We start from the raw sequence: 24,972 nt of genomic DNA, 5'->3' as shown, positions 1-24,972 counted from the left end.
GGCTTTAAAGCTTTTTTTCGATGATTTCTCTTGCAAGTCTGTGATCAAGCGCTAATTCCGCATACATGTGTTTAAGCCGACGATTCTCCTCCTTCAGTGCTTTCAATTCAGAAAGCTCCGAAGCCCCCATACCGCTATACTTTTTGCGCCAATTGTACAATGTCGCTTTTGATACGCCATTTTCACGGGCCACGTCGGCCGCTAGTTTGCCCGAATCCAAATCTTTGAGGATTTTGACGATCTGTGTTTCTGTGAATGTTTTTCCCTTCATAGCGGATTAAAATTAGAAAATTAGTCTAATTCATCACTGCTCTATTTTTGGGGAAGCGTACAATGAGACAAATCAAATTCCATCAGACGTTTATAAAGCTATTTACGCTGATTACACTATGCGCCTTCGCATTTAGTTTCACGATGAAGTTCGGATTGGACAGTTTTGCAATCTATTTAAATGATAAACTCGTCTTAAAGCAATCGGTTAACCAACCTTTAAATTTAAGGGTACTACAACTGAGTGAGGCGAAGGAAGACGACCAGTTGCACATTAATTATACACATTGCACCATAAAAGGTGGCGCGGGTACTGCGAGAAGCATTATCATCAAAGATGAGACAGGCAATGCCGTTAAAAAATGGACATTTGCAGATGCTACCGGATCGGATTTAAACATGACAATACCAGTGAAAGAGCTTCTGGATTTAGAAAAGACGAATGCCAGTAAAGAGCTCAGCCTTCATTATACAGCTCGAGAGCTTCCTATTGGCGAAATGCTGTCAATGCTTCGCCATCGCCGTTGAGCACATTGTAGAAAAAAATCCTTTTCCAGATCTGGCAAAGTAGATCGAAGGGCACTGGAATATTCTGATGCATATATTTAAAGCGATGCCAGGAATTCAGTGACCTTCGACTTTCATAAATTATCCGTTTTTAGAATTCAATTTGTCCACGGATTTCTCCACCTGGATAGATGATGTTATGGATATTGAAATAATACATGCCATTCAGTAAGTCAGTTTCATTAATGGCGGTTCCGTCAACCAAAACCGACCCAGAATATTCCCCTTCAAGTTTCTTCGGAATTAGAGAGAAAAAATCATGCTTAATAGGAGCATTTGTGCCTCTGGCAGCTGTTCCGTGAATGTGCGCTCCGGTTGGGATGCTAGTCAGGTTTTTCCAGGTGAGATAATAGCTGAGCACTTTTGTATTCTTATTGTAAGAGACATCTGCTGTGCCCATTGCAAGGGTATTTTTAGCAGGCACTTCTTGCATTACATCAATGGACAAACCTTTTTTGCTGATAATATGCGGCTGATTGTAAAACTCTATCTGGCCTCTGATCTCGCCCCCGGGGTTAAGAGGTGTATGAAAATTGAAATAATATAGGCCATTCAACAAATCCGTCTCATTGATGGCAGTGCCGTCTACCAGCACACTACCAGAGTAAGTACCTGTTGTTGTCTTAGGGATTAATGCAAAGAAATCGTGTTTAATGCCTGCATTAGCGCCACGCAATGCAGTACCATGCATGTGCGCTCCTGTGGGCAAACCAGATAGGTTATACCAGCTAATCGTATAACTAAGAAGCTTCGTAGTCTTGTTATAGGACACATCAGCCCAACCATAAGCCTCGCTATCCTTTACAGGGAATTCCTGTTCAGGGCTCAAAAGTAATCCCTTTTGTTCGATCACATCGCTTGGTAAATTATGATCTTCACAGCCTGAAAATACTGTCAGCAGTAACAGTAGCGGCAATAATTTTGATAAATTTTTTTTCATCAGTTCTTCTTAGTTTAGTTATGATATTCAATAGGATTGTCATAAAGTTAAGATTAATGATGACATAAAACTAGAATTTTGGCGTCTCAATATTGCCTTTTCTAATAAATAACCAGCCTGTCAAAAAACCGCTCAAAATCCCTACTAGTCAGCTCGCAGCCTTTCTATTGGATTTGCCGTGGCAGCATTATAGACTTTTGATCCGATAATCAGAGCGCAGCAAAGCATGACGCTCAGAAATGTGATCACATAAGGCCCTGGACCGGCATCGGGATGGTATTTGAAAATAAATTGGAAGATAAATTTATTGGTAAACAAGTAGCCGAAAACAGAGCCAACTACAAACGCAAGTGATAAGATACGCACAAATCGACGGTTGACGGACCCGATTATTTGCAGCACCGAAGCACCCAGAACCTTGCGCATTCCGATTTCTTTACTGCGTTTGTCGATGTTTAGGGAGATTTGGGCAAACAAGCCGGACGCGGAAAGAAGAAATGTTACAATGGCCAGGAAAAACGATATGGATTTGAAGGCCTGCGTCATCCGCAGCTCTTTTTCAATCAGATCGGATTGCAAAAACGCACGGTAGGGCACATTGGGAGCGACTTTGTGCCAGGTTGACTGCAGATACTTAGTGACCCCGGGTAATTTGTCTTTATCTGCCCGCACGACCACATATTTATAATCTTCTGGTTTTGCCAGGCGCAATATACAAGGCGGAACAATGTCGTGTAACCCAAATTCCTTGTAATCATTAACCACGCCAATAATGGTGTAACGGGCACTGTCAAGAGTAACTTGCTGGCCGAGCGGCTGGCTGAGTCCGGACCGTTCAACGAAGGTTTGATTAACCAGTATTGACACATCCGCATCGGCTTCACCGTCATGAAATTGACGTCCATCCACTAAGCTTATTCCCATCGTTTTTAAATATTGTTGTCCTCCCACTTGCGCAATTTGAGCTTGGACTTCGCCTAGCTTTGTTTTTGCAGTTTGTGTATAGGTGCCGTCACTGATTTGCTGCGTACTACCACCCACACTTTTTATTTCAGGATTAGATTGAATCGCCTGGCTCAACGCACTGTATTGCAGCGCATTGCTGACTTGGACAACCGCAACTTCGTTGATCGCATATCCGTAATCGGCCTTTTGCTGGAAAGCTGCATTCTGGGTCATGACAATGCCGACTACCAATGCAAAACATGACAAACTAAACTGGGCAAGGAGCAGAAATCTTGTGAAACGGTTGGATGAACCAAGTGATGTTTTCCCTTTGAGAATACGTACAGGCTGAAACGAACTGACATACAGCGCCGGATACAACCCGGAACAAATGGCACTGACAACTGGAACCAGGATCAGGAAGATCCAAAACCCAAAATCTTTACTGAGATCAGGCGAAAGGTCAATCCCGGTGAGCGCAATCATGGTAGGTGTAAGCTGACTAACAAATAATAAGCCCAATGTTGACGCCAGAAGGCAAAGAATGATGTTTTCTGTTAAAAATTGCCAGATCAGTTCCTTCCTTAAACCCCCGATCACTTTTCGAATGCCAATTTCTTTCAACCTGCCGCTGGCGAATGCGATGGAAACATTTGTAAAATTGAAGCAAGTTATAATCAGAATAAAGATGGACATAATCACAGGGACGATCACAAGAACGCCCCGCGGGTTGGAATTTAACTGGCTTCCATATACGTAACCCGGCATGTCGATGTCTGAACTTGTTGCCAAGCTCGAAAACGGCTGTAATGAAAAACCTTCCAGCAGCCAATCTTTATGGTTGTTGTTATGGGGCGCCAGTAACGGCATCAGATTGGAGATGACCAGGCGGGCCGCTTGCTCATTTTCCAATTGTACAAATGTTGTAATACGCGTAGCATTAGACCAATCATCAGCCTGTACCTTTCCATTGGCAAAACCGTTTTCAAATGTGGTAATTATATCGAAATGAATGCTTGAATTTTCAGGGATTTTCTGTGTTACAGCGGCCACCCTATAAACTTTGTTGTTCCCATCGGCCCCTATCAGCGTAAGGGACTGGCCAACAGGCATCCTTTTTGGGAAATATTTTTCTGCCAGGGATTGGCTTATTATTACCTGGTCCGCTTTCTCAAAGCCAGATAGGTTTCCATATTTCAATGGGAAATTAAAGAAGTCAAATAACGCCTTGTCGGTATAATGAATGCGTTCGTCAAAACTTGCATCATTATGCTTAACAATAACGGAAGCACTGCTTACCCGAGCAAGTCGCTCTGGACCGGCAAAGTCTTTTTGCATACTCTGCGCCAATGGCAAAGGCACAACGCCCCAGGTCTGCTTTGATCCATCTACCGTCCGCTCGCTGTTTAGCCGGTAAATGTTTCCTGCATTTGTATGGTTTTGATCATACTTTTCGCGGTAATTGTAATTAAGGTAAGCGAGAATGCAGCAAGCTATGGCAAAACCTAATCCTGCGACGTTGAGCATCACATAGATCTTATTCCTCCAAAGTACCCGAAAAGCAATCTTAAAATAATTTGAGAACATAATTTAATAAAATCTGGTGTAGATCACTCTGAAAGGCTAGGTAAACATTAATGGCATTTTACAAAATTACAATTAGCATACCGGATATTAGAAAGTAGCCTGATGTCCTCCTTTGGGCTACTTTCATAATAGTTGATGTTCAGAAGCGGACATACAAGTGTCCGCTTTATGTTTTATAGATCAGGGCAATTCCGCAAACGCCTTACTGCTTACTGTTTTTATTTGCTGGAAGCGGTTTGGGATTAGCTGTGGTAGGAATAGGACCTGACTGCTCGGATTTTACAGGTGCTTCTGGCTGGCCTGGATTCACGCCCAGTTTCTCCAATATCAAATTTGTAACATTATTTTCTTCAGCAGATGCAAATAATATGAAAGGCACTGTTCCTTCGCCGCCATCCATGTTAATGATATAAGCGTAAGCATTCTCTTTACCAACCTGTTGAATAGCAGCGTTAACTTTTGTTTGAATGGGGGCCATAAGCTGCTGCTGCTTATCTTGTAGTGAGTACTGCGCTTTACTGCGCATTTCCTGAATACGTGTTTGTAAGTTTTCCAATTCCTTTTCTTTATCTGCCCGAATAAGATCTGTCATTTGACTGGCTGTTTTCTGATAATTATCAGCTTTTCCTTGAAATTCCTTTATGGATTCATCGATTGCTTTTTCAAGCTGGCTCTTAGTAATTTCCAGTTGATTCTGCATGGCTTTACTTTCGGGTAACCTAGCCATTACCACATCGACATTTGTATAACCTATTTTTGGAAAATTGGCAGTCCCTGTTACTTGGCTTGAAGCTTGGAAATGGATGGAAATCAGCCCAGCAAGTAGGCCTATCTTTGTCAAATGGGTCATATAAGTGAATTTTTATTAGAACTAAAGCCTGTCTCGGATCACCAGGTTAATTAATTGAAGCATCAATAACGCGCGTAATGCAGCGGATCGTTATTAAGCTTATTAGCTATTAAGTGCTGATTTACAGTAAGCCAGAAACTATTATAGTTTGCTTGATTTTCCAGTTGAACACGCAGGTTGCGTAGTTCCCTTTCCTGTTGGGCCTGCTCAAACATTTGTAGCAGGGAAGGAAGCTCATCATTTCCTTTTTCCATAACAGGCGTGCTTTGTTGGACAAACCGTTCATGGTCATTAGATCTATTATGTGACAACTTAACAGGCTTCCTGATAAAAACCCTTGCTTGTGCTGCTATCGGTTTTTGTGGCTTTGAGTTAGAGAATACAAGGTAGGATGCTTCACTTTTGCTTACGGGGACAGGCTTTTTAACTTTGGGAATACTGCTTACTCGGGAATTGATATCATTATATCGATTAATGCTATCGGCCGTAAAAACGATATATGCCACCGCAAAAATTACCATTGCTGCTATGGAATAAGAAAGCAAAACCAATCTTTTCCTCCTTCGTTTCCGTGCCAGGTAGAGATTCCAGAACTTGTCGGAATCCCAATCCAGGTCGGCTTCAACAGAAGTATCGGTTAGCTCTCTGATCTTATAAGACAAGTCTTCGCTTTTCATAACTTGGATCTAAGTCGATTATCCTTTTTTGCAGCATTACTTTCGCTTTGCTAAGCTGTGATTTTGATGTGCCCAGGCTGATTCCTAACATGTCGGATATTTCAGAATGCGAGTAACCTTCAATCTCATACAGGTTAAACACTGTTCGGTATCCAACGGGCAACCCAGCGATAACTTCCATGATACTCTCCGCAGTCAGGTTATCAATGATAATTTCGTCGAGTTGGTAACTTTCCACTTCAAGCTCCTCCAACATTTTAAAAGGTTTTCCCCTTTTTATGATAGCAAGGCACTCGTTAACAACGATCCTTTTTATCCAGCTTTCAAAGGTTCCCACCGATTCAAATTCGCACCGACCCATCTTTTCAAGCATAATAAAAATAGCATTCGATACGCTGTCTTCCACTTTTCCCTTATCGGAAAGGTATCTTCTTGCAGTACGGTGCAGTACTTTCCCATAGGCATCAAAAAGCTTCCGCTGCGAACAGACGTCTCTTTGCTGAGCTTGATGAATAATGGAGAGCGTAATCAATGTCGCTTGCGAATGTTCTCTTGGTAAGAAGAATCCGGGAGCACAAAAGGTTGCCTGATGGAACATTTTTTTTTAATGGGGTAGCACTGACACCTATTTAGGCAACGGGTGGTCAGTAACCCATCTGACCTCCGACGGCTTGGTTACACATTGCGATCTCGTTGAAAAATAATAGCTATTTAAAGCGAATTATGAAGCTACTTCGTTACTGGCCATAATTTTTCACCCCGATGCCGCTTTCCGCTAATTACTTGTTAATGTGGTTTTACTTTAAATTAAAAAACATGAAAAAATTATTTGTGTGTATTCCAGCTATCGTCCTGGTATTATTTCTACTGAATGCTTTTGTGCCAAAAGAAAAGGAAGCAAAAAAGAAATCGGTGAAAGAGGGCAAATCAGCGGAGATTGTCAACATCATCTTTAAATCTATTGATGGCGGACAAACCTGGCAGGACATCAGCAAAGGGCTGCCTGAAAAATTGCATAGAGAAGGTATACGGGGAAATGGTTTCTTTACAAATGACCGTGGGCTTTATTTACGTGCTGGAAATGGGGTTTATCACAGTGAGCCAAATGCAACAACAGCTTTCTGGACGAAAGAGATTTTCCCTGGCGATCAACGTAACATTGTCCCTGGCAAGAATGGGATACTTGCGTATAATATCAGGGGGCAATTTCTAAAAAAAATAAACGGAACGAGTGATTGGTCGCCCATGTATACGAGTTTTCAAGAGCAAGCCGTACGCTTAGACAGCACGATAGATTGGATGTACAAGACTTATAAAGAGAGAGAAGTACGCACCGTTTTTGAAACTGCCCGGGGCACAGTTCTCATTGGCTCCAACAACAGTCTTTTTAGATCCACTAACAATGGAAAAACGTGGAAGCAACTGCATGTTGGAAACGGCAGAATGAAATTGGTAGAGTCAAACGGTGTACTCCTGACTACCAGCAAAGATGGGATATTAAGATCGACCGATGATGGTCTAAATTGGGACCGTGTGATTAGTGAAGGGGGGCTTGGCATCGCTGTGGAACGTATTGATGGAGGATTTGCTGCCATAGTAAACAACCCGACAACTCAAACAAACAGCATACACATTTCAATGGATAGTGGAAAAACCTGGAATGCCATAGGCGAAGAGCTTCAACCTTCCCGGAGTAGTTTATTAATGAAAGAAATAGGCCTACTTAAATCTTTGCCGGAGATTTTATCAATCAAACAAATGGGTAAATATTTAATATGTGGCCGCTCAGATGGTATATTTCGGTCTTCTGATATGGGCCAAACATGGAAAAAACTATTACTTCCTGCCGTAGAAAATTATGGCTTCAATTTATCTGTTTCTGGCAACGTGATGTATGTCATGCCAAATAAAGGGTGTTGAAAAACTCCAAACTCAGAAACAATGTGTATTGCTGATTATAAACTGATCATTACCAAGGTTGCGTATGCTGTTTGGTGATATCCAAAGTTACAGGGAACATGACCATTGAAGGTATCACGAAGGCAGTTACTTTCCCAGCCAAAATGCATTTTAAGGATGGAATGGATGGAAACGTTAAGGATATAAAAGGGCCGGTCCGCATTAAACTTATCCAAACATAGCGGTATGTATGGTATTCTTTGGCGCGTACGCTTCATCCCGAAGCCGCTTAAACCGCCAGTTCCCACCGGTCCTAAATACTTAGAGCCAAATTCAATATTTCAGTGATCGTATTCACCGGTAGGTCTATGCAAGGATCAATCGGCAGGATCTTCATTTTTGAACGGTTTTCGGCGATCAAATCAGGATGATTTACTAGATTTCCTTGAACGATTCCCAGATAGGGCCAGCCAGTCTTTTTATTAATCCATATATAACAAACTCTTTTTCCATGATTGTTATAAAACGGCATACTATATCGCCAGACCTCATTTATATCCGGACTGAACTTTAAAATGAATGCGCGCAATGCATTAAGGCAACCGTTGACAGGCTCTGACTTGGAATAAAAAAAATCATCGATGGCACGAATCATGGTAGCTTTTGAATCAAAATGAGAAGGGATCTTTAAGAGTAACAATAATTTAATAGATAGTCAATCAAGTAGTAAACTGCCATTGTTTACTAATGATATTTGACATACTCATTTAAAAAAGACCCATCATCAAAAAGATCAATGATGGCATATCCGGGACTGGTTTGCTTGTATTTTCCCATCCAATAGTTGCCGGAAACCGCGCCATTGCAGCAGTAGGCAACGTCATTATACATAACGCGGTCCAAAAGATGGATGTGGCCGCTTACGGCTAGTTTTACGTTATCATGACGGTTGAATAATTTGACAATTTGTGCGGAATCAGTGTGCATCCAACTACCGGGAACGACCCATTGGTTATCTTTCAGATTATCGCCGTCAAAGAACACACTTGCAGATAAGATTGGAATGTGTGAGGCAACCAAAATGGGTGTATTCGAGGGTGTGTTATTTAAATCTTCTCTTAACCAATCCATTTGTGCTTCATCAAGCCTGGCAAAATAGCCTTTTCCCTCCGGTCTGCAATGAATGCTATCCAGCAGTATAATATGCCATCCGTTTTTATCAAAGCTGCTGTAAGATTTCGCTATTTTTGATTCATCCATCGCCCACTTTTTCCCGTCAGAAAATGAGGCTGTCGGTGGGCACCATATATCGTGGTTGCCAATGCAGGAAACCATAGGTGTGCTATTTTCAGACGTTAGCACTTTGTTGTAAAGCTCCCATTCCCTGGCTGCCTTATCCTTTGAGATGCCGCTGGACCCCATCACTGAGTCACCGGTATTGAGGATCAGGTCAGGCTTGACCTCTAAATTTTGGAGGTGTTGGAGACATTTTGCAAATCCTCTGGCCGCCCACAGATGGGGCTGAACATGAATGTCTGTCAGATGAGCGATGCGCAATACGCGTTTTGGGGTCGGGGAGAAAGCACTGGAACCGGTAGAGATAGAATATCCGCCAACGGCCATTCCAAGCGTTTTCAAGAGGTTTCTTCGTTGCATGGAGCATTATATGTGTGCTTCGCAAATATGTTTTTTAAATGTGAACCCTATATTATTGGTGGGTTATCAAATCGAGAATATTCAATCACCTGCCAAGCATTTACTCATGGCAATTGTCCTGCCCAGCCGATCCCGCCAAGGATGTGCCGCATTGCATTCGGGTCACTGAAAGTTTGCGCGTTATGACCTAACGCGGTGTAAAACATTCTTCCATGACGCAATTGATGCGTCCATGAAATGGGGTGATCACCGCTCATTTTGCGCCAAATCGAGTTGTATGAGTTTTCATTCAGACTTAATAATACCTGGAACCCGGGTTTGCCGCGTATATTATTTTGAAAACTATACCATTCATCGGCTTTGTGCCATTTTTTTGGCAGCCCTTGATTTATGGGATGCTCAATGTTTTCCGTTACAAGCTCGGCTTGGGGCGTATGAGGCAAAAAAGTATGATCGCGAAACAAGGTTCCAAGCAAATAACGATACCATTGCCAATGGTGCTCAGTATCGGAAGCCGAATGGATTCCTGCAAAGCCGCCGCCATTTTCAATATATTTCTCAAAAGCAATCTTTTGGCGATTGTTAAGTATTTTTCCTGTCGTCGAAAGGAAGACAACAACCTTGAAGCGGCGCAAATGTGTTGAGTCTATATAAGCAGCATTTTCAGTCGAGAAGACTTGCCAGCCTTTGTTGGCACATTCCTTTGTGATTGCCGCTATTGCCGGCTCAATTGAATGATGTCGAAAGCCATTGGTTTTACTGAAAATTAAAATGCCACCGTGACTTTTCGGTAAATGAATAGAGAGATCACCAGTTTGTGCGAACAGTGATTTGGAAGAAAAAATCCCTGAACTCCGAAAAGTATAACACGCAATGGCCAATGCCAACAGGCAAAACAGAAGTGTAAGGCATACGGGCCAGTCAAAGAGTTTCCGAGAATTATTGGGCCCAGGTGCTGCCATGACTAGTGCATTATTTGATAATTCTACGAAGGTAAACGCGCTGTCTGCGCAATGGCCGCTTTTTGCTTCTCCGGCAAAAGCCTGTTTAAAAGTCTTTCTATAAATGGGATCATAGGTAAGAACAGTGAATTTTACATGAAGCCGATCACGCCTTTGCTACTGCGGTCATGTCAAGCATAAAATTGTGCAGCTCAGTATTTTTGACAAACGGTTTGAGCGTTTCACTACCCGGCCCGAACATCGCCAGTTCCACATAGTCTGCTGAATGATCCATTCCGGCCCAGCCAATTCCTGTATAATGCGTCTGAATGCTGGCCAATTCCCGGAAGAGCGGTTTATTGGCAATGTAAAGGCCGGCTTCATTTTTGTTTCCGAATCGGGCCAGGATTTTCTCGGCTTCGGATTGTTTGATGGCATAACCTTGTGCGAATTCGATGCGCTCGATAAGTTGTGCCGTTGTTGGTTTAGTATCCAGCTCACCCAGGATCCAATTGTTGGTATGCTTGAAGTTTTGCAGCAAATCAAACTGCCGGTCCCCTCCAAAAAGTCCGGGATTTGCATTTCCATGATCCGTCGTAATGATCACGAGCGTTTCCTTGTCTCTCGCAGCAAAATCCAGTGCTACCTGAATGGCCTGGTCAAATGCAATCTGGTCATATAGCAAACCGCCTGCGTCATTTGAATGTGCTGCCCAGTCGACTTTCCCTCCTTCGATCTGAACCGCAAATCCCTTCTGATTTTTGGATAGCAGATCAAGCGTTTTGCGCGTCATTTCCGCTAGCGTCGGGATTGTTTCTTGAAGATTGGCATTTTGGAATGTGTCGAGTGCGTAAGGAAGGGCGCCTTCGCAATACACACCCATGATGGGTTTTTGCGTATTTTCTAGGCCAAGCATCGCATCGCGGGTGCGTGCCACAGTGTATCCTGCCTGTTCGTAAGCGGCAAAAAGGTCCGTCTTATCTTTGCGTTTTTCTGCCAGAAAAAATTCGGCGCCGCCACCCATCATCACATCAAATTTCAAATCCAGATATTGGGAGGCAATTTCTGATTCATCTCCACGAGACTTATTATTGATGCAAAATCCAGCCGGAGTGGCATGTGTGATCGTTACGGAGGTAACACAGCCCACGGATTTTCCAGCTTCCTTGAATTTTTGCAAAATCGGTTTATTGAAACTCCCGTCAGCATTTACATTCAAATTTCCATTTGGAACTTTTTTGCCTCCTCCCCATGCCGAACTTCCAGCTGCAGAATCTGTTACGAGTGCATTGAAGGAAGATGTTTCCATGAACGCCCGGCGCCCGGTTTGTTCTGCATAAAGCTTCATCCAGCTGCACATGCGCCCTTCTTTTCGGTTCATGAGCAGGTCTGCCATATTCAAAGTTCCGGTACTCATGCCGTCACTGACCATGAAAATGATGTTTTTAGCACTTTGTTTTCGTTTTGAAAACGCTTTCTCATCACGCCGCTCTCCAAAAAGTGTCATATGCCCGGCAAGAAGCCCGGCCGAACCATTTGTAAAAAAGTCCCTTCTGTTCATTTGAGGCTTAATAAGTGTACATTTTAAACATACTGCAAAAATAATCGAGCTTGTATTAACGTCAGGTTAAGGTGTTGGTGCGCATGTGAAGAAAGTGTTATCCATGTAGCGTTTCTTTGCCAATGCCGTGATTGACCCTTTGATGATAAATGAATATCCTGCATACGATCAGTGATAAATCGCTTACCTGAACGCTTAATTCTCGCGATGCTACAAATGCAAATTTATCATATTGTTAACCTGTGGTTTGCCTGGGAGCTTCTGTGTAAATTTGCCCTTGCCACCACACAGTGGCAGATATGATTTATGAGAAAATCTTCGCAATGCAGGCTATTGGCATATCTGATCAGCAATTTGAGCAGGCCGTTTCAGAATTCAAGCAAATAACAATTTCATCAGCCTTGTTATAAACATATAAAGCTAAAACATTATGGACGATCAGATACAGGAGCAAGAGCAAACCTGCGAGCAAGAAGGGCCGGGCTACTTTTTAAATTCGGGAGTTACAGATAAAATGAGGGGGTCGCTGGTAGCCATTTATAGTCAACTTCTGGTTGTAAAAAAGCAAAGCTTTTTCCAAATCCAGCCTTTGTGGCCAGAAGCTTTCATTGAATTGAATGACAAAATAAATGAGGCGCTTAAAAAAGGTTCAACAACACATTAATTTTGAATGTTAAAAAAAATGAGGCTGCCCGATTCGGAGCAGCCTCATTTTCATTTTGGGTGGAATTAATATCCTTGATTTTGTACCAAAAATCCTTCGTCGGCGGAAGCTCCGTCGATGGCTCGCTGAGGGATTGGGAATAGTCGCTTGTCGACGCTCTTATCCGTTTTTCCTGTCCAGGTGCCTTCATATTTTCCAAAACGGATCTGATAATTTCTTCTGAAAGCTTCCCAATACAATTCAAATCCCGACTCACGGAATAGGATGTCCAGGTCAATTTTAGTCAGCGCTTTTGGAGTCTGGGCTGGCCGGGCATTTCTTGAAGTCCTTAATGTATTGATATCAGCCAGAGCACCTGCATTGTCGCCATTTCTCAGCTTCGCTTCGGCACGCATCAGGTAAATTTCTCCGAGCCGAATCAATACCAGGTCGACACTGCTGTAACTGCAGCAATTGTTACCGGTATGGCTAAACTGATACTTTGAAAACCGGTAGCCGGTGTTATGCAAGCTGCCCGGGCCTGTAAAATCTACATTGAGTACATGGTTTACATAAGTCAGGTTGGCTCCGCTGGTTCTTTTGTTGATCACCGGATATATCCTTACTTTGCCGTCGGCAGATTTTAAAATATTACCGCTTCCGTCTTTTCTGGGACCCCAGATAATTCCGCGCAAAATCCCTCTGTCCATTTCAAATTTCGTGGCATCTACGGAATAATAATGCTCGGCATCATTCAAAGGCGTAACGCCCGTTAAATTTTTCAAGTTTTCAGGAACAATCGTATTTTTCTTGAAAAAACGTGCATCAGCGTCGGCTGGATCTACATTGCCATTGGCATCCACCCAGGTTTGATAAAAGTCGGGCGTTGCTGCGACTGCATCTGTTCCGCGCGTGTTTGGGAACTCCGGTCTTGGGATCTGGTCACCGGAAATCGACCAGTACGCCCAACGCTGTTGGTCTGTTTCCAAAACCCCCCGCTGGTCGAGTGCAAAAATGAGCTCTTTATTAGTATGGTTCTCGTCGCTGAACAGATCGAAGTATTCAGGAGACAGGGCATAGGGTCCGGCAATAATCTCATTGGTATATTTAATCACCTTATCCATATCCTCCTTACTGAACTCAGGCTTACCATACGGATTACGATAGACGGCCGCATTCAAATATAGACGCGCCAGCAATGCCTTCACTGCATTTTGGTTTAACCTGCCCGGATCATTTTCCTTACGGATTAGGTCAACCACCGTTAACAGCTCGCTTTCGAGATAAGTAATTGCTTCCTGGCCTCTGAGGACCTGAGACACCTCACTGGAAAGCTCTTTTTTGAAAACCAGGCCCCAGTTGTCCAGTGCCAGCATATTGAGGTACGCCTTCATGGCAACCATTTCATAGTAACCTGCCTGCGCACCTGCATTACCGGCTTTACCTGCTTCGTTTAACCGTTCCGCAGCAATAACCGCTCTTGACAAAGTAAGCGTAATTTGCGTCCATGTATCGCCTACGAGCCCATTACTTGGGGTCATCAGGTGCTGGTGAACTGCGATGAACTTACCACCATCATACCAGTCGGTGCCGCCTCGGTAAGGAAGGATACCTTCATCAGAAGCGACCTCTTGCAGTCCGAATTGGTTTGTATGCAGCCATACACCGGAGCGGAGAAGGCCGTAAACCGGGGCTATGGAGCCGCTTACAAGTTGGGCCTGGCCCGTTCCTGTAAGCGATTCGTCAAGAATATCCTCCTCCAAATTGGTACAACCAATAAAGGCCAGCAGAAATCCCACTGCCGTCAACGCTCTATAAAATCCTGTATTTTTCATTATGATTTGATTTTCAACGAATCGTAGCTAATCGTTTTTGTTTTATTAAAATGTCACATTCAAACCAAGCAGGAAAGTTCTTGCTCTTGGATAAGTAAAGCGGTCGATCCCAAATGTCTGAATGCCGCCGGAAGCCGATCCCGTATTCACTTCGGGATCAAAACCTGAATAACTGCTGACAACAAACAAATTCTGACCGGTTAATGTAAGACTGGCACGTTGAATGGCGTTCGCCAGCTTGGTTCCTGTCAGGTTCAGATTGTAAGCAAGAGTAGCATTATTCAATCGCATGAAAGAGCCATTTTCCAGATATCGGGTAGATACAACATTGGCATTGCTCAACGCCTCATTTGGGTATTGCGTGGCAAAATCAGTTGTATTGTTGGATTTGGCCAATAATGCCCTGCTGAACAACGTCATAGTCGTGTGGTTGTAAACCTTATTGCCGGCTACACCGTTAAAATTCAAACCCAGATCAAAAGACTTGTATTTTAGATTCAGGTTATATCCATAAATGATTTTCGGAATAGCGCTGCCGACCACAACACGGTCATTATCTAATATCGCCCCATCACCGTTTGTATCTCTGAATGCGTTTTGACCATTATCCGGATTTATTCCGTCAAACTGATACATATAAAATGCGCCCAGCGGTTGATTATTAATGTAGCCGTTAATAGTCGCCCCGGATTGGCCGGCGCCCTGCGCTGCGCCAGTGGCTAACACAGCATAAGGAGACTTCTTAACTTTATTCTGAATGTAGGTGAAGTTACCTCCGATATTGTAGGAGAAGTCACGCTTCTGATCGCTGCTGTAATTCAATGTAAGCTCGACACCGTTGTTCTGGATCTTCATATCCGGGATATTGTTCCAGTAAGTTGAAGTGGGTTGGACCGGATCGGAGGGAACAACTTCCAGAAGGATATTCGAAGATTGTTTGTTGAAATAATCCAGCGTACCAGTCACTCTGGATTTGAACAGCGCAAAGTCAATACCTAAATCCACCTGTGTGGATACTTCCCATTTCAAATTAGGATTGGCCAATCTCGTAAAAATAATCCCGTACGGAAAACCTTCCAGTGCAGTAGCGTCGGTATCGATCGGATAAGTGCTTACGCTCCCGGTTCCTGTTTGTAAACGCTGCTCCAGATAGCTCGCCTTTGTGATCTTGGAAGGAATTTCCTGGTTACCGGTTCTTCCCCAGCTAGCCCGTAATTTCAGGTTGTTAAAAGCAGAACTACTCATGAAATCTTCCTTGCTGATGTTCCATCCCAAGGCGAATGAAGGGAAATAACCGTATTTGTTGTTCTGTCCGAACTTGGAAGATCCATCGGCGCGGAACGTACCGGTGAACATGTATTTATCAGCATAGATATAGTTTACCCTTCCAAAGAAAGATTGCAGCTCATTTTTCAGCGCTTCCGCGTTGACTGCCGTCGGAAATGCTGTTGTGCTTGTGTGATCCTGATAAATAGGCTCGATATTGTTGGTTGCAAAGCCACGGTAAGTCGTTATTCTGGTCTCATCCAAAAACTTTTGGAAAGAGTGACCCGCCAGGAGCGTAACATTATGGTTCTCACGAACCCAGTTATATGTCAGCGTATTCTCAACAAGTTGATTCGTATTTCCACTTATTGCATTGTCAAGCACACCATTGGAAACATCGGATTCATTGATGACCGCAGGAAACGGCTTATACTGCTGATTCCGGGTTGTCGTAGAATAATCTACACCGAAATTCAACTTGTATGTAAGGCCCTCGATAATTTCCACTGAGGGTGAAATATTTGCCAGAATACGGTGGTTAATCGCCTTGTCGCTGAACAAATTATACCGGGCAAGCGGGTTTAATGCATTCGTGTTCAACAAAGTAGGGACGCCATCTGTTAAAGGAGGAATCGTGGGATTCAAACTAAGCATGTCACTCATGGTAGAAGTGATATCCGGGCGTAAATTTTCCGTGCGGGAAGCCGTTAAATTGTAATCAATATTTAAGCGGCCGTCAAATGCCTTCTGGTTTAAATTCAATTTTCCCGAATAGCGTTTCAGCCTGCTGTTTTTCAAAATCCCCTCCTGATCCTGATAACCCACGGAAGTGAAATAAGAAAAACTTTCGCTATTGGCTCCGCTCATCGATAAGTTGAGGTTGCTTGATACACCTGTCTGCGAAAGTTCATCCTGCCAGTTCGTATTTGCTCCAAAATCTTGCAAAGTCCCGCCTGTGGCTACAACCTCCCTGCGGAAAGCGTCGGCATCGAAAACTTTTATTTTATTAGCCATCGACGAGATCGCCGTGGATGCAGACAATGTCAGCTGCGGTTTCCCTTTTCCTTTTTTTGTAGTAATTACCACAACCCCGTTGGATGCCCTGGACCCATAAACAGCTGTCGCACTGGCATCTTTCAACACATCAATGCTCTCGATGTCATTAGGGTTAATGAAGTTGAGTGGATTAGTGGGAACGCCGGTGTTGGAATTGTCCAGCAAAAATCCGTCGACCACATACAGCGGCTGCGTTCCGGAGCGCAAGCTACCGATACCCCTGATGATAATGTCCTGCGCAGCACCGGGTTCACCGCTATTGGCGGCAATGGAAACACCGGCCAGTTTACCTTGCAGCAGTTCGCCCGGGTTCGTCACGACGCCCCTGTTAAAACTTTCACTGCTAATGGAAGAAATAGCGCCGGTAATGTCCGACCTTTTCTGTGTACCGTAACCAACCACAACAACCTCATTCAATTGCGCCAGGTCCTGGGCTAATTGGATAATGATTGACGATTGTCCGTTAAGCGGAACTTGTTTTGCAGCATAGCCAATAAAAGAAACTTCCAGAACGGCATTGGCATCGGCCTCTATCACAAATTTCCCTTCGGCGTTGGTCGATGTGCCTCTTGTTGTTCCTTTAACGACAACCGTGGCACCCGGCAGCGGCGCCCCGGCTTCATCTGTAACCGAACCCGAAATGGACTGTGCAACAGACCCAGCATCTGAAAAAGACTTCTCTGCCTGAAACGAAAGCTTCGTATTGATACGCACAGGGAGTGCCTGGGCCGGGTTAATACTAAGTACAGCCCAAGGCAAACATGCACAGAGACATGCGAGCTTTGATAGACGTAATTTTGAAAGCATAGATTTGGTTTTTTACTTTTGATCAAGGGTCAAAATTACTTTCGGGCAGGTAGAATGGCCGTTAACTCGCGTTACCATTCCGTTAACAAAATGTTACCTTCGGATGCATCTTCTGCTGGTAACAAAAACTTAATACGGTAGTCTTTTCTGTCCGCCCTACCTTTGCCTCATACAAAACCATCACCAATGAAAGCGCTACTAGGTCTGTTGCTTGCCAGCTGTTTTTCCGTTTTTGCACAAACGGATGATCATTTAAAAATCAATAAAACGCAGGTAGTCGGCTCTCATAACAGCTATAAACAAGCCATAGACCCGTTGCTGTTTAAAGCATTTACAAAAAAAGATTCCGCTGCGGCAAGCTCGCTCGACTATGAGCACATTCCCATTACCGCGCAGCTTGACCTTGGCCTGCGCAACCTTGAAATCGATGTTTATCCCGATGAGAAAGGCGGAAAATACGCGAACCCAAAAGGGCTTGAAATGGTCGCCGGTCAGAAACCATACGATCCGCATGGTAAAATGAAACAACCCGGCTTCAAGGTGCTGCATGTGCCCGACCTTGATTTCCGGACTCACTATTTTACGCTAATCGATTGTCTCCAAGGCCTGAAAGCCTGGTCAGATGCGCATCCTGATCACACGCCGGTATACATTACCCTTGAAGTGAAAGGCAAAATTGCCACCGATGGCAAGACGGAAGGCATTACCGCCAAAGATTTTGACAACCTAGACGAAATCCTGCTAGAACATCTGGGCGAAAGGCACATCCTTACACCCGATCAGGTAAGGGGCAAGTTTGAATCCCTCGAAAGCGCTGTGTTACATGATAACTGGCCAACATTGAAAGAAGCAAAAGGAAAATTTTTGTTTGTACTGGACGATTCGGGCAGCAAGCGAGATATGTACATCGCCGGGCATCCTTCGCTTCGCGGCAGGACCATGTTTGCCAACGCATTGCCAGGAACACCGGAAGCCGCTTTTCTGATCAGAAATAATGCCAAAGCTTCCGAAATTCCGGGCCTGGTAAAAAAATGCTACCTCATCCGTACCCGCGCGGACTCGGATACACGCGAAGCAAGAAGGAACGACAAATCTACATTCAATGCGGCTTGCCAATCAGGCGCGCAGATTATTACCACAGATTACTATCAGAAAAGCACCCATTTCGATTCTGATTATTCTGTGAGTTTTGAAGGCAGCACCTATTTCAGGAAGAATCCTGTGTTTTGAACGCATTAACCTATGAGGGTACTCTATTGCTGCTGCTTTTTCATGCTGTCATCCACGCTGTCTGGCTTTGCTCAGGAGCGTGATTCCCTTCGTACCGAACTGCTCAATCAGGTAAATGTTACTGCGAATAGGGCGCAAAACAAGACGCTGGAAACAGCGGGCTCGGTATCCGTAATATCTGCCAGAACTTTGCAGACCTATCAGCCACGAACAACCCCGGAGGCCTTAATGGGATCGACCGGTGTGTTTGTTCAAAAGACTACGCATGGAGCCGGATCGCTGTTTTTGCGTGGTCTGACAGGTAACCAAACATTAATGCTTATTGACGGAATCCGGCTTAATAACAGCACATTCCGCTATGGTCCAAATCAATACCTGAACACGGTTGACCCCTTCACGATCGATAAAATAGAAGTCCTTCGCGGCGGCGGTTCAGTCACATACGGCTCTGATGCATTGGGCGGAACACTCCAGTTATTTACTTCAAATCCTGCATTTTCTGAAAAACCGGCTGTTCATGGCAAAGCAGTTGCGCGGTATGCGACCGGCGATATGGAGAAAACATTACGGGCAGGCGTGGAACTCTCCCGATCGCGTGTTGCATTCTCTGCCGGCGTAAGTATCCGGAATTTTGGGGATTTGATAGGAGGGGACACTACGGGCAAACAATCTCCAAGTGGCTACAAGGACCGGTCTTTTGATGCAAAATTGCTTTTCGCCCTAAGCGATTCGTGGACGCTCACGCTTGCCCATCAAGCGATTTCTCAAAAACACGTACCGCTTTATTATCGCTATAAGCTTGAAAATTTCGCTTTGAATGAGTTTAATCCGCAAAAGCGTTCTTTGACCTATTTCAAATTAAATGGTAAAACCACCAGTAAATGGGCTTCGGAAATATCGCTGACCGGATCGTGGCAATCGACCAACGAAGGTCGGCTCAGCCGGAAAAAGGGGAGCAGCAGCCTGCGAACAGAAACGGACAAAGTGCAGACATCAGGCGTGATATTCAATGTTCAATCCAATATTGCCAAATTCTGGAACGCTAGTTCTGGAATTGAAATTTATAGCGATCAGGTTGAAAGCGATAAGATTGATCAGGTTGACGGTGCCGGCCCGGTCGCTAGCCGCGGTCTTTATCCTGATGACAGTAAATATCTCAATTACGCGGTTTACTCGCTTCATCAATTAAAGATTGATGATTGGCGGTTCTCGTTCGGTGGCCGTTTTAACGGTTTTCGTATAAAAGTTGCAGATGAAGTGCTGGGTAATGTGTCCGTTAAGCCAACGGCTCTGGTTGGAAATGCTTCGATTTCATATTTGCTTCACAACCATTCCAATTTTTACACATCTTTTCACTCCGGTTTCAGGGCACCCAATATCGATGACATGGGAACGCTTGGGATCGTTGATTTTAGGTATGAACTGCCCGCCTACGATCTCAAACCTGAGACATCCTACAACTTTGAAGCAGGCTATAAATTTCGGTCCGAAGGCTTCGCAATGAGCGCGGCATTATTTCAAAACAACCTGCGAAACCTGATTACAAGGGTGCAGGTTGCCGGACAGAAAATCGATGGAATTGATGTATACAGGAAAGAAAACGTGGAGCGCGCCTACATTCGGGGAGCAGAAATAGATTTGGAATATGTGTTCAGCGAATATTGGAAAATCTATGGCTCCGGCGCTTATAATTTTGGTAAAAATATTACCAAAAATGAGCCGGTCCGCCGCATTCCTCCTTTGAATGGAAGATTCGGGCTTGAATATCGTAGGAGCCAATGGTATTTACGTCCGGAAGCCTGGTTTGCCCAAAAGCAAACGCGGCTGGCAGCCGGAGATGCGGGAGACAACCGCATTCCCAAGGGAGGCACGCCTGGCTGGGCAGTTATGAATGTGATGGCTGGTTTTGAGGTAAAACATTTTGCAGTAAATGCTGTCGCTCAGAATCTTACCAATAAAGATTACCGAACGCACGGCTCTGGAATTAATGGAGTGGGCCGGAGCCTTTGGCTGACATTAACAGGAAAGTTTTAATAATACATTATCCAACAATACTAATAACTCACCATGACAAAATTTTTGAAACTTGGACTTTACTTGCTGCTCTGCGGTGTTCTCACCTACGGGTGTAAGAAAAATGTCGGCTCGTCGGCTGGTCGCCAGGAGTCGGCCATCGTTAAAGCGCTTTCATCCAAGCGGATTAATTTACCAAATGGGTGGTCACTTACGCCGGTTGGCAGAAGTTTGGATCTGGATGACTTACCTTTGAATCTGGTGGTTTCTCCGTCAAAGAAATATCTGGCTGTGACCAACAATGGGCAAAGCACGCAGAGCATTATTTTAATTGATGCTGCTTCGGAAAAGATCCTGGATTCAGCCAGAGTGGCAAAGTCATACCTGGGTCTGGCATTCAGTCAGGATGAAAAAACCATCTATGCTTCTGGCGGAAACGATAATAAGATTTTAGTATTCAAAATTGAAAATCAGCAGCTGGTTCCGGCAGAGCCGATCATCCTCGGCAAACCCTGGCCGGTTAAAATTTCGCCTACCGGGATTTCTGTCGACGACGCACAGAACAAGATATATGTTGTTACCAAGGAAGATAGCTCACTTTACATTTGTGATACTCAAACCAAAAAGACCGTCGGAAAACTAAGTCTTGGCGCAGCAGCTTACACCTGTTTACTTTCTAATGATAAAAAGGAACTGTATGTTTCCCTTTGGGGCGGATCGCGGGTAGTGATCGTAAACACAGAAACACAAAAACTTACGGCAGAAATCGCTACGAACAAGAATCCAAATGATCTGCTTTTGACCAAAGACGGCAAATTTTTATATGTCGCCAACGGTAATGACAATACCGTCGGGCTTATAGATCTTTCCAAACGCCAGATTTCGGAAACCTTAACAACTTCGCTATTCCCGGACGCGCCAGTTGGAACTACTCCAAATGGCTTGGCGCTGAGTGACGATGAGAAAACACTTTATATTGCCAATGCCGACAATAACTGCCTTGCTGTATTTGACGTCGAAACAAAAGGACGCAGCCATTCCATTGGCTTTATACCAACCGGCTGGTATCCGACTGCTGTAAAAACGATCGGTTCAAAGATTTTTGTTACCAATGGAAAAGGCTTTTCTTCCAAGGCAAACCCAAAAGGCCCTAACCCAAACTTATCAAAAGTCCCGCAGCAAATAGGGCCAAACCCCCAGGCTTATACAGGAAGAGAACAGTACATCGGTGGCTTGTTCAAAGGCACTTTGTCGATTATTGATGCGCCGTCGGCGGAGACGCTTTCAGCTTACTCACGCGTGGTTTATACCAATACACCGTATAACAAAAACAAAGAATTGAATGCAGAAGGTGAGATAGGAAACCCAATCCCCATGAAAGTAGGCGACAAGTCGCCGATTAAATATGTTTTTTATATTATCAAGGAAAACAGGACTTATGACCAGATCCTGGGTGATATGAAAGAAGGAAACGGCGACGCTTCACTTTGCCTGTTTCCGGAAAAAGTTACGCCAAACCAACACGCGCTGGCCCGCCAGTTTGTCTTGCTTGACAATTTCTATGTGGATGCCGAAGTGAGCGCAGATGGACATAACTGGTCGTCCGCAGCATACGCCAATGATTATGTGGAAAAAAACTGGGTGACAAGCTATGGCGGTCGCGGTGGAACATACGATTATGAAGGCAGTAAGGATATCGCACATCCACGGGACGGATTTATATGGGACCATGCACTGCGCGCGGGGCTGACCTTCCGGAGCTATGGCTGGTTTGCAGACGAAGGAAAAGCAAACATCAAAACATTGGAAGGCAATTATTGCCCAACATTCAAAGGCTACAATCTTGGTTATATGGACATTGACCGCGAAGCTGCCTGGGAAAAAGACTTTGATGAACTCCTGGCGGCTGGCAAACTTCCGAGGTTAAATACACTGCGGTTTGGAAATGACCACACTTCCGGCGCCAGCGTCGGAAAACCAACGCCATTTGCGGCTGTGGCTGACAATGACCTGGCCGTAGGACGTTTTGTTGAACACCTTTCCAAAAGTAAGGTCTGGAACGAATCGGTGGTATTTATCCTGGAAGATGACGCTCAAAACGGACCTGACCATGTTGATGCGCACCGCTCCATTGCTTTTGTTGCGGGAGGTTTTGTAAAAAGAGGTTTTGTAGACCATACCATGTATTCCACCTCGGGAATGCTCCGTACAATGGAGCTGATCCTGGGCATAAAACCCATGAGTCAATATGACGCTGCTGCCACGCCGATGTGGAGGTGCTTTAACAAGACAACTAACCCCGCAGGTTTTATTTCCAAAGAAGCGGGTGTTGACTTAGAAGAGAAAAATGTGGCGGTGAATTCCAACTCGCGAGAATCCGATCAGTTCGACCTTTCCGTGCCTGATGCCATCGACGACCTTATATTCAGCCGGATTGTGTGGCAAACGGTGCGTGGTGAAAACAGCATTATGCCCGCGCCGCGCCGGGGCGCTTTTGTAAGGCTGGAAAAAGAAGATGAGGACGAGGAGGACAAAGATTAATCAGAAATAAAATGAAAGAGGTACCCGAAGGTGCCTCTTTCATTTTAAACGATGTTTTCAGTGGAAAATACTTTTCTATACTATACTGGTCTGTGAATTTACGAGCCTGTCTTAGTCACAATAATAAATTGCCTCTTAAAATTCAGCAATAATCAGCTTTTTCATGCCCATCATCTTTTTAAATGCTCCCGGCCTTTTGCTGAGTTCTTCCCAGTTTTCGGGGCATACCTGCCAGCTTAGTCCATACTTGTCTTTAAGCCATCCACAGACGCTCTCTTCTCCACCATTAGCTGTAAGCGTATTCCAGTAGTAGTCGATTTCTGCCTGGTCCTTGCAGGGAATCATAAATGAAACAGCTTCATCGAACTTAAATTCCGGACCGGCATTGATACCAATAAACCGCATTCCTAAAATCTCAAATTCAACTGTAAGTACCTCACCCGCAAGGTTTTTTTGAAAATCAGCAAGCCCCTCAGCTTCTGTCAAAGGGTAGTAAGTAGTGTTGATTATTTTACCGTCAGAGAAAATCGATAAATAGTATTCTGCCGCTTCCTGAGCATTACCATCAAACCAGAGGTTAGGAATTATCTTTTGCATAGTATTTTTAGTTTAGTCTTTTTAGTGACAGGAAAACTTAGCCATGAGTGCAAAACAGTCAAATCTGTAAGTGCAATCCGCTTTGTTAATTCTGTTCGTTTTGTGCCGCCGGCTGCTCCGTGGGAAATTTTGACATATCCATATAAAACACTTCCCAGGTATGCCCGTCGAAATCTTCAATTGTACGCTGTTGCATGAATCCGTAATCCCTTATTTCGTTGGGTTCAATGCCTCCGGCACTAAGTGCTGCTTCGGTAATCCTGTTCACTTCATCCAGACTATCTACCGACAGGGAAAATAGGCCGGCAACACCTGATTTGGTATCTGCAATTGGTTTGGTGGCAAAGGATTCAAATTTTTCGTGTGACAATAACATTAAAAATATATCCTCGCTCCAAACCATACACTTTCCTGATTCGTCAGAAAATTGCGGGTTATTGCTGAATCCCATTTTGGTGTAAAATTCCATTGACTTGTTAACGTCTTTTACTGCCAGATTAATAAAGATTTGCTTTGCCATTGAATTAAGTGTTTAGATTGTCTCTTTGTTTCTTACAAAGTTAAAAGAACTACTTTACGTTGACCTCCCCCGTATCTGACATGTAGAAGGGGCATTTGAGACAAAATGGACATGATCAATGGTTCTATATCCAACTGTAGCCATAGATACTTTTTTGAGTGTAATAATAAAGCAGACCGATGATAATATTTTGCTTTTGCGAAGGCGACGCTACTAAGCAAAACTTCCCTTGCGGTTTTGTACGCTTCCCCAAAAATAGAGCAGTGATGAATTAGACTAATTTTCTAATTTTAATCCGCTATGAAGGGAAAAACATTCACAGAAACACAGATCGTCAAAATCCTCAAAGATTTGGATTCGGGCAAACTAGCGGCCGACGTGGCCCGTGAAAATGGCGTATCAAAAGCGACATTGTACAATTGGCGCAAAAAGTATAGCGGTATGGGGGCTTCGGAGCTTTCTGAATTGAAAGCACTGAAGGAGGAGAATCGTCGGCTTAAACACATGTATGCGGAATTAGCGCTTGATCACAGACTTGCAAGAGAAATCATCGAAAAAAAGCTTTAAAGCC

Annotated in this window: 21 protein-coding genes; 7 read left to right on the top strand and 14 right to left on the bottom strand. The window is 44.1% G+C overall.

What is annotated here, in order from left to right:
* Positions 1–4: 4 nt before the first annotated feature.
* Positions 5–271 (bottom strand): transposase, encoded by a 267-nt coding sequence (locus B5X68_RS28265; RefSeq protein ID WP_082218113.1) that lies wholly within the window; start codon positions 269–271, stop codon positions 5–7.
* Positions 272–333: 62 nt separating this feature from the next.
* On the opposite strand from B5X68_RS28265, the gene B5X68_RS28260 reads away from it, so the two are divergent.
* The gene (locus B5X68_RS28260) at positions 334–798 is read left to right on the top strand and encodes a hypothetical protein (RefSeq protein WP_082218132.1); all 465 of its coding nucleotides are present in this window, start codon (positions 334–336) and stop codon (positions 796–798) included.
* 130 nt (positions 799–928) lie between these two features.
* Here the strand turns inward: B5X68_RS28260 and B5X68_RS28255 are convergent, their stop codons facing one another.
* The 5 genes from B5X68_RS28255 to B5X68_RS28235 form a co-directional block, all read right to left on the bottom strand.
* On the bottom strand, positions 929–1,777 hold the full coding sequence (locus B5X68_RS28255) for a CHRD domain-containing protein (RefSeq protein WP_082218131.1): 849 nt from the start codon (positions 1,775–1,777) through the stop codon (positions 929–931).
* 144 nt (positions 1,778–1,921) lie between these two features.
* Entirely contained in the window at positions 1,922–4,309 is a 2,388-nt protein-coding gene (locus B5X68_RS28250; RefSeq protein WP_082218130.1) for an ABC transporter permease, read from the bottom strand.
* 202 nt (positions 4,310–4,511) lie between these two features.
* The gene (locus tag B5X68_RS28245; protein ID WP_082218129.1) at positions 4,512–5,159 is read right to left on the bottom strand and encodes an OmpH/Skp family outer membrane protein; all 648 of its coding nucleotides are present in this window, start codon (positions 5,157–5,159) and stop codon (positions 4,512–4,514) included.
* Positions 5,160–5,221: 62 nt separating this feature from the next.
* On the bottom strand, positions 5,222–5,836 hold the full coding sequence (locus B5X68_RS28240; protein WP_082218128.1) for a hypothetical protein: 615 nt from the start codon (positions 5,834–5,836) through the stop codon (positions 5,222–5,224).
* The gene (locus B5X68_RS28235) at positions 5,811–6,434 is read right to left on the bottom strand and encodes an RNA polymerase sigma factor (RefSeq protein WP_082218127.1); all 624 of its coding nucleotides are present in this window, start codon (positions 6,432–6,434) and stop codon (positions 5,811–5,813) included. The genes B5X68_RS28240 and B5X68_RS28235 overlap by 26 nt, the downstream gene beginning before the upstream one ends.
* Before the next feature lie 218 nt (positions 6,435–6,652).
* On the opposite strand from B5X68_RS28235, the gene B5X68_RS28230 reads away from it, so the two are divergent.
* Positions 6,653–7,756: a WD40/YVTN/BNR-like repeat-containing protein gene (locus B5X68_RS28230; RefSeq protein ID WP_212568049.1), complete on the top strand. Its 1,104-nt coding sequence runs from the start codon at positions 6,653–6,655 to the stop codon at positions 7,754–7,756.
* 292 nt (positions 7,757–8,048) lie between these two features.
* Here the strand turns inward: B5X68_RS28230 and B5X68_RS29535 are convergent, their stop codons facing one another.
* The 4 genes from B5X68_RS29535 to B5X68_RS28210 all read right to left on the bottom strand — a co-directional run bounded on the left by B5X68_RS29535 (position 8,049) and on the right by B5X68_RS28210 (position 11,893).
* Entirely contained in the window at positions 8,049–8,390 is a 342-nt protein-coding gene (locus B5X68_RS29535) for a DUF1801 domain-containing protein (protein WP_082218125.1), read from the bottom strand.
* A gap of 89 nt (positions 8,391–8,479) precedes the next feature.
* Positions 8,480–9,391, bottom strand: a complete 912-nt coding sequence (locus tag B5X68_RS28220) for a metallophosphoesterase family protein (RefSeq protein ID WP_082218124.1) — start codon at positions 9,389–9,391, stop codon at positions 8,480–8,482.
* Positions 9,392–9,495: 104 nt separating this feature from the next.
* Positions 9,496–10,278: a ThuA domain-containing protein gene (locus tag B5X68_RS28215; protein ID WP_170916762.1), complete on the bottom strand. Its 783-nt coding sequence runs from the start codon at positions 10,276–10,278 to the stop codon at positions 9,496–9,498.
* A 220-nt stretch (positions 10,279–10,498) separates the two neighbouring features.
* Positions 10,499–11,893 carry an alkaline phosphatase gene (locus B5X68_RS28210; protein WP_082218122.1) on the bottom strand — a complete coding sequence of 465 codons (1,395 nt, stop codon included), beginning with the start codon at positions 11,891–11,893 and terminating at the stop codon, positions 10,499–10,501.
* A gap of 430 nt (positions 11,894–12,323) precedes the next feature.
* Between B5X68_RS28210 and B5X68_RS28205 the strand changes: the two genes are divergently transcribed.
* The gene (locus B5X68_RS28205) at positions 12,324–12,557 is read left to right on the top strand and encodes a hypothetical protein (RefSeq protein ID WP_082218121.1); all 234 of its coding nucleotides are present in this window, start codon (positions 12,324–12,326) and stop codon (positions 12,555–12,557) included.
* 65 nt (positions 12,558–12,622) lie between these two features.
* Here B5X68_RS28205 and B5X68_RS28200 read toward each other — a convergent pair whose 3' ends face one another.
* Together B5X68_RS28200 and B5X68_RS28195 are read right to left on the bottom strand one after the other, a co-directional pair.
* Positions 12,623–14,371: a RagB/SusD family nutrient uptake outer membrane protein gene (locus tag B5X68_RS28200; protein WP_082218120.1), complete on the bottom strand. Its 1,749-nt coding sequence runs from the start codon at positions 14,369–14,371 to the stop codon at positions 12,623–12,625.
* 45 nt (positions 14,372–14,416) lie between these two features.
* Positions 14,417–17,500, bottom strand: coding sequence for a SusC/RagA family TonB-linked outer membrane protein (locus B5X68_RS28195; RefSeq protein ID WP_082218119.1), 3,084 nt, complete (start codon positions 17,498–17,500; stop codon positions 14,417–14,419).
* A 186-nt stretch (positions 17,501–17,686) separates the two neighbouring features.
* On the opposite strand from B5X68_RS28195, the gene B5X68_RS28190 reads away from it, so the two are divergent.
* From B5X68_RS28190 to B5X68_RS28180, 3 genes are read left to right on the top strand one after another with little or no spacing between them, the layout of a single operon-like run.
* On the top strand, positions 17,687–18,730 hold the full coding sequence (locus tag B5X68_RS28190) for a phosphatidylinositol-specific phospholipase C1-like protein (RefSeq protein WP_082218118.1): 1,044 nt from the start codon (positions 17,687–17,689) through the stop codon (positions 18,728–18,730).
* Positions 18,731–18,742: 12 nt separating this feature from the next.
* A complete protein-coding gene (locus tag B5X68_RS28185; protein ID WP_082218117.1) occupies positions 18,743–20,764 on the top strand; it encodes a TonB-dependent receptor plug domain-containing protein in 2,022 nt (673 codons plus the stop codon).
* A 33-nt stretch (positions 20,765–20,797) separates the two neighbouring features.
* A complete protein-coding gene (locus B5X68_RS28180; protein ID WP_082218116.1) occupies positions 20,798–23,284 on the top strand; it encodes a bifunctional YncE family protein/alkaline phosphatase family protein in 2,487 nt (828 codons plus the stop codon).
* Positions 23,285–23,419: 135 nt separating this feature from the next.
* Here the strand turns inward: B5X68_RS28180 and B5X68_RS28175 are convergent, their stop codons facing one another.
* Positions 23,420–23,881, bottom strand: coding sequence for a VOC family protein (locus B5X68_RS28175; RefSeq protein WP_082218115.1), 462 nt, complete (start codon positions 23,879–23,881; stop codon positions 23,420–23,422).
* A gap of 85 nt (positions 23,882–23,966) precedes the next feature.
* Positions 23,967–24,401 (bottom strand): VOC family protein, encoded by a 435-nt coding sequence (locus B5X68_RS28170; protein ID WP_082218114.1) that lies wholly within the window; start codon positions 24,399–24,401, stop codon positions 23,967–23,969.
* Between the two features lie 300 nt (positions 24,402–24,701).
* Here B5X68_RS28170 and B5X68_RS28165 point away from each other — a divergent pair, with 300 nt between their 5' ends.
* Positions 24,702–24,968 (top strand): transposase, encoded by a 267-nt coding sequence (locus B5X68_RS28165; RefSeq protein WP_082218113.1) that lies wholly within the window; start codon positions 24,702–24,704, stop codon positions 24,966–24,968.
* The last annotated feature ends 4 nt before the right edge of the window (positions 24,969–24,972 follow it).

This window comes from Dyadobacter psychrophilus, from assembly GCF_900167945.1.
Taxonomy (GTDB): domain Bacteria; phylum Bacteroidota; class Bacteroidia; order Cytophagales; family Spirosomataceae; genus Dyadobacter; species Dyadobacter psychrophilus.
This window is presented reverse-complemented; position numbering and strand designations above follow the sequence as displayed.

Excerpts from the sequence above, each read along its gene's own strand:
- B5X68_RS28265 (WP_082218113.1), bottom strand. The coding sequence starts at position 271 with ATGAAGGGAAAAACATTCACAGAAACACAGATCGTCAAAATCCTCAAA.
- B5X68_RS28260 (WP_082218132.1), top strand. The coding sequence starts at position 334 with ATGAGACAAATCAAATTCCATCAGACGTTTATAAAGCTATTTACGCTG.
- B5X68_RS28255 (WP_082218131.1), bottom strand. The coding sequence starts at position 1,777 with ATGAAAAAAAATTTATCAAAATTATTGCCGCTACTGTTACTGCTGACA.
- B5X68_RS28250 (WP_082218130.1), bottom strand. The coding sequence starts at position 4,309 with ATGTTCTCAAATTATTTTAAGATTGCTTTTCGGGTACTTTGGAGGAAT.
- B5X68_RS28245 (WP_082218129.1), bottom strand. The coding sequence starts at position 5,159 with ATGACCCATTTGACAAAGATAGGCCTACTTGCTGGGCTGATTTCCATC.
- B5X68_RS28240 (WP_082218128.1), bottom strand. The coding sequence starts at position 5,836 with ATGAAAAGCGAAGACTTGTCTTATAAGATCAGAGAGCTAACCGATACT.
- B5X68_RS28235 (WP_082218127.1), bottom strand. The coding sequence starts at position 6,434 with ATGTTCCATCAGGCAACCTTTTGTGCTCCCGGATTCTTCTTACCAAGA.
- B5X68_RS28230 (WP_212568049.1), top strand. The coding sequence starts at position 6,653 with ATGAAAAAATTATTTGTGTGTATTCCAGCTATCGTCCTGGTATTATTT.
- B5X68_RS29535 (WP_082218125.1), bottom strand. The coding sequence starts at position 8,390 with ATGATTCGTGCCATCGATGATTTTTTTTATTCCAAGTCAGAGCCTGTC.
- B5X68_RS28220 (WP_082218124.1), bottom strand. The coding sequence starts at position 9,391 with ATGCAACGAAGAAACCTCTTGAAAACGCTTGGAATGGCCGTTGGCGGA.
- B5X68_RS28210 (WP_082218122.1), bottom strand. The coding sequence starts at position 11,893 with ATGAACAGAAGGGACTTTTTTACAAATGGTTCGGCCGGGCTTCTTGCC.
- B5X68_RS28205 (WP_082218121.1), top strand. The coding sequence starts at position 12,324 with ATGGACGATCAGATACAGGAGCAAGAGCAAACCTGCGAGCAAGAAGGG.
- B5X68_RS28200 (WP_082218120.1), bottom strand. The coding sequence starts at position 14,371 with ATGAAAAATACAGGATTTTATAGAGCGTTGACGGCAGTGGGATTTCTG.
- B5X68_RS28195 (WP_082218119.1), bottom strand. The coding sequence starts at position 17,500 with ATGCTTTCAAAATTACGTCTATCAAAGCTCGCATGTCTCTGTGCATGT.
- B5X68_RS28190 (WP_082218118.1), top strand. The coding sequence starts at position 17,687 with ATGAAAGCGCTACTAGGTCTGTTGCTTGCCAGCTGTTTTTCCGTTTTT.
- B5X68_RS28185 (WP_082218117.1), top strand. The coding sequence starts at position 18,743 with ATGAGGGTACTCTATTGCTGCTGCTTTTTCATGCTGTCATCCACGCTG.
- B5X68_RS28180 (WP_082218116.1), top strand. The coding sequence starts at position 20,798 with ATGACAAAATTTTTGAAACTTGGACTTTACTTGCTGCTCTGCGGTGTT.
- B5X68_RS28175 (WP_082218115.1), bottom strand. The coding sequence starts at position 23,881 with ATGCAAAAGATAATTCCTAACCTCTGGTTTGATGGTAATGCTCAGGAA.
- B5X68_RS28170 (WP_082218114.1), bottom strand. The coding sequence starts at position 24,401 with ATGGCAAAGCAAATCTTTATTAATCTGGCAGTAAAAGACGTTAACAAG.
- B5X68_RS28165 (WP_082218113.1), top strand. The coding sequence starts at position 24,702 with ATGAAGGGAAAAACATTCACAGAAACACAGATCGTCAAAATCCTCAAA.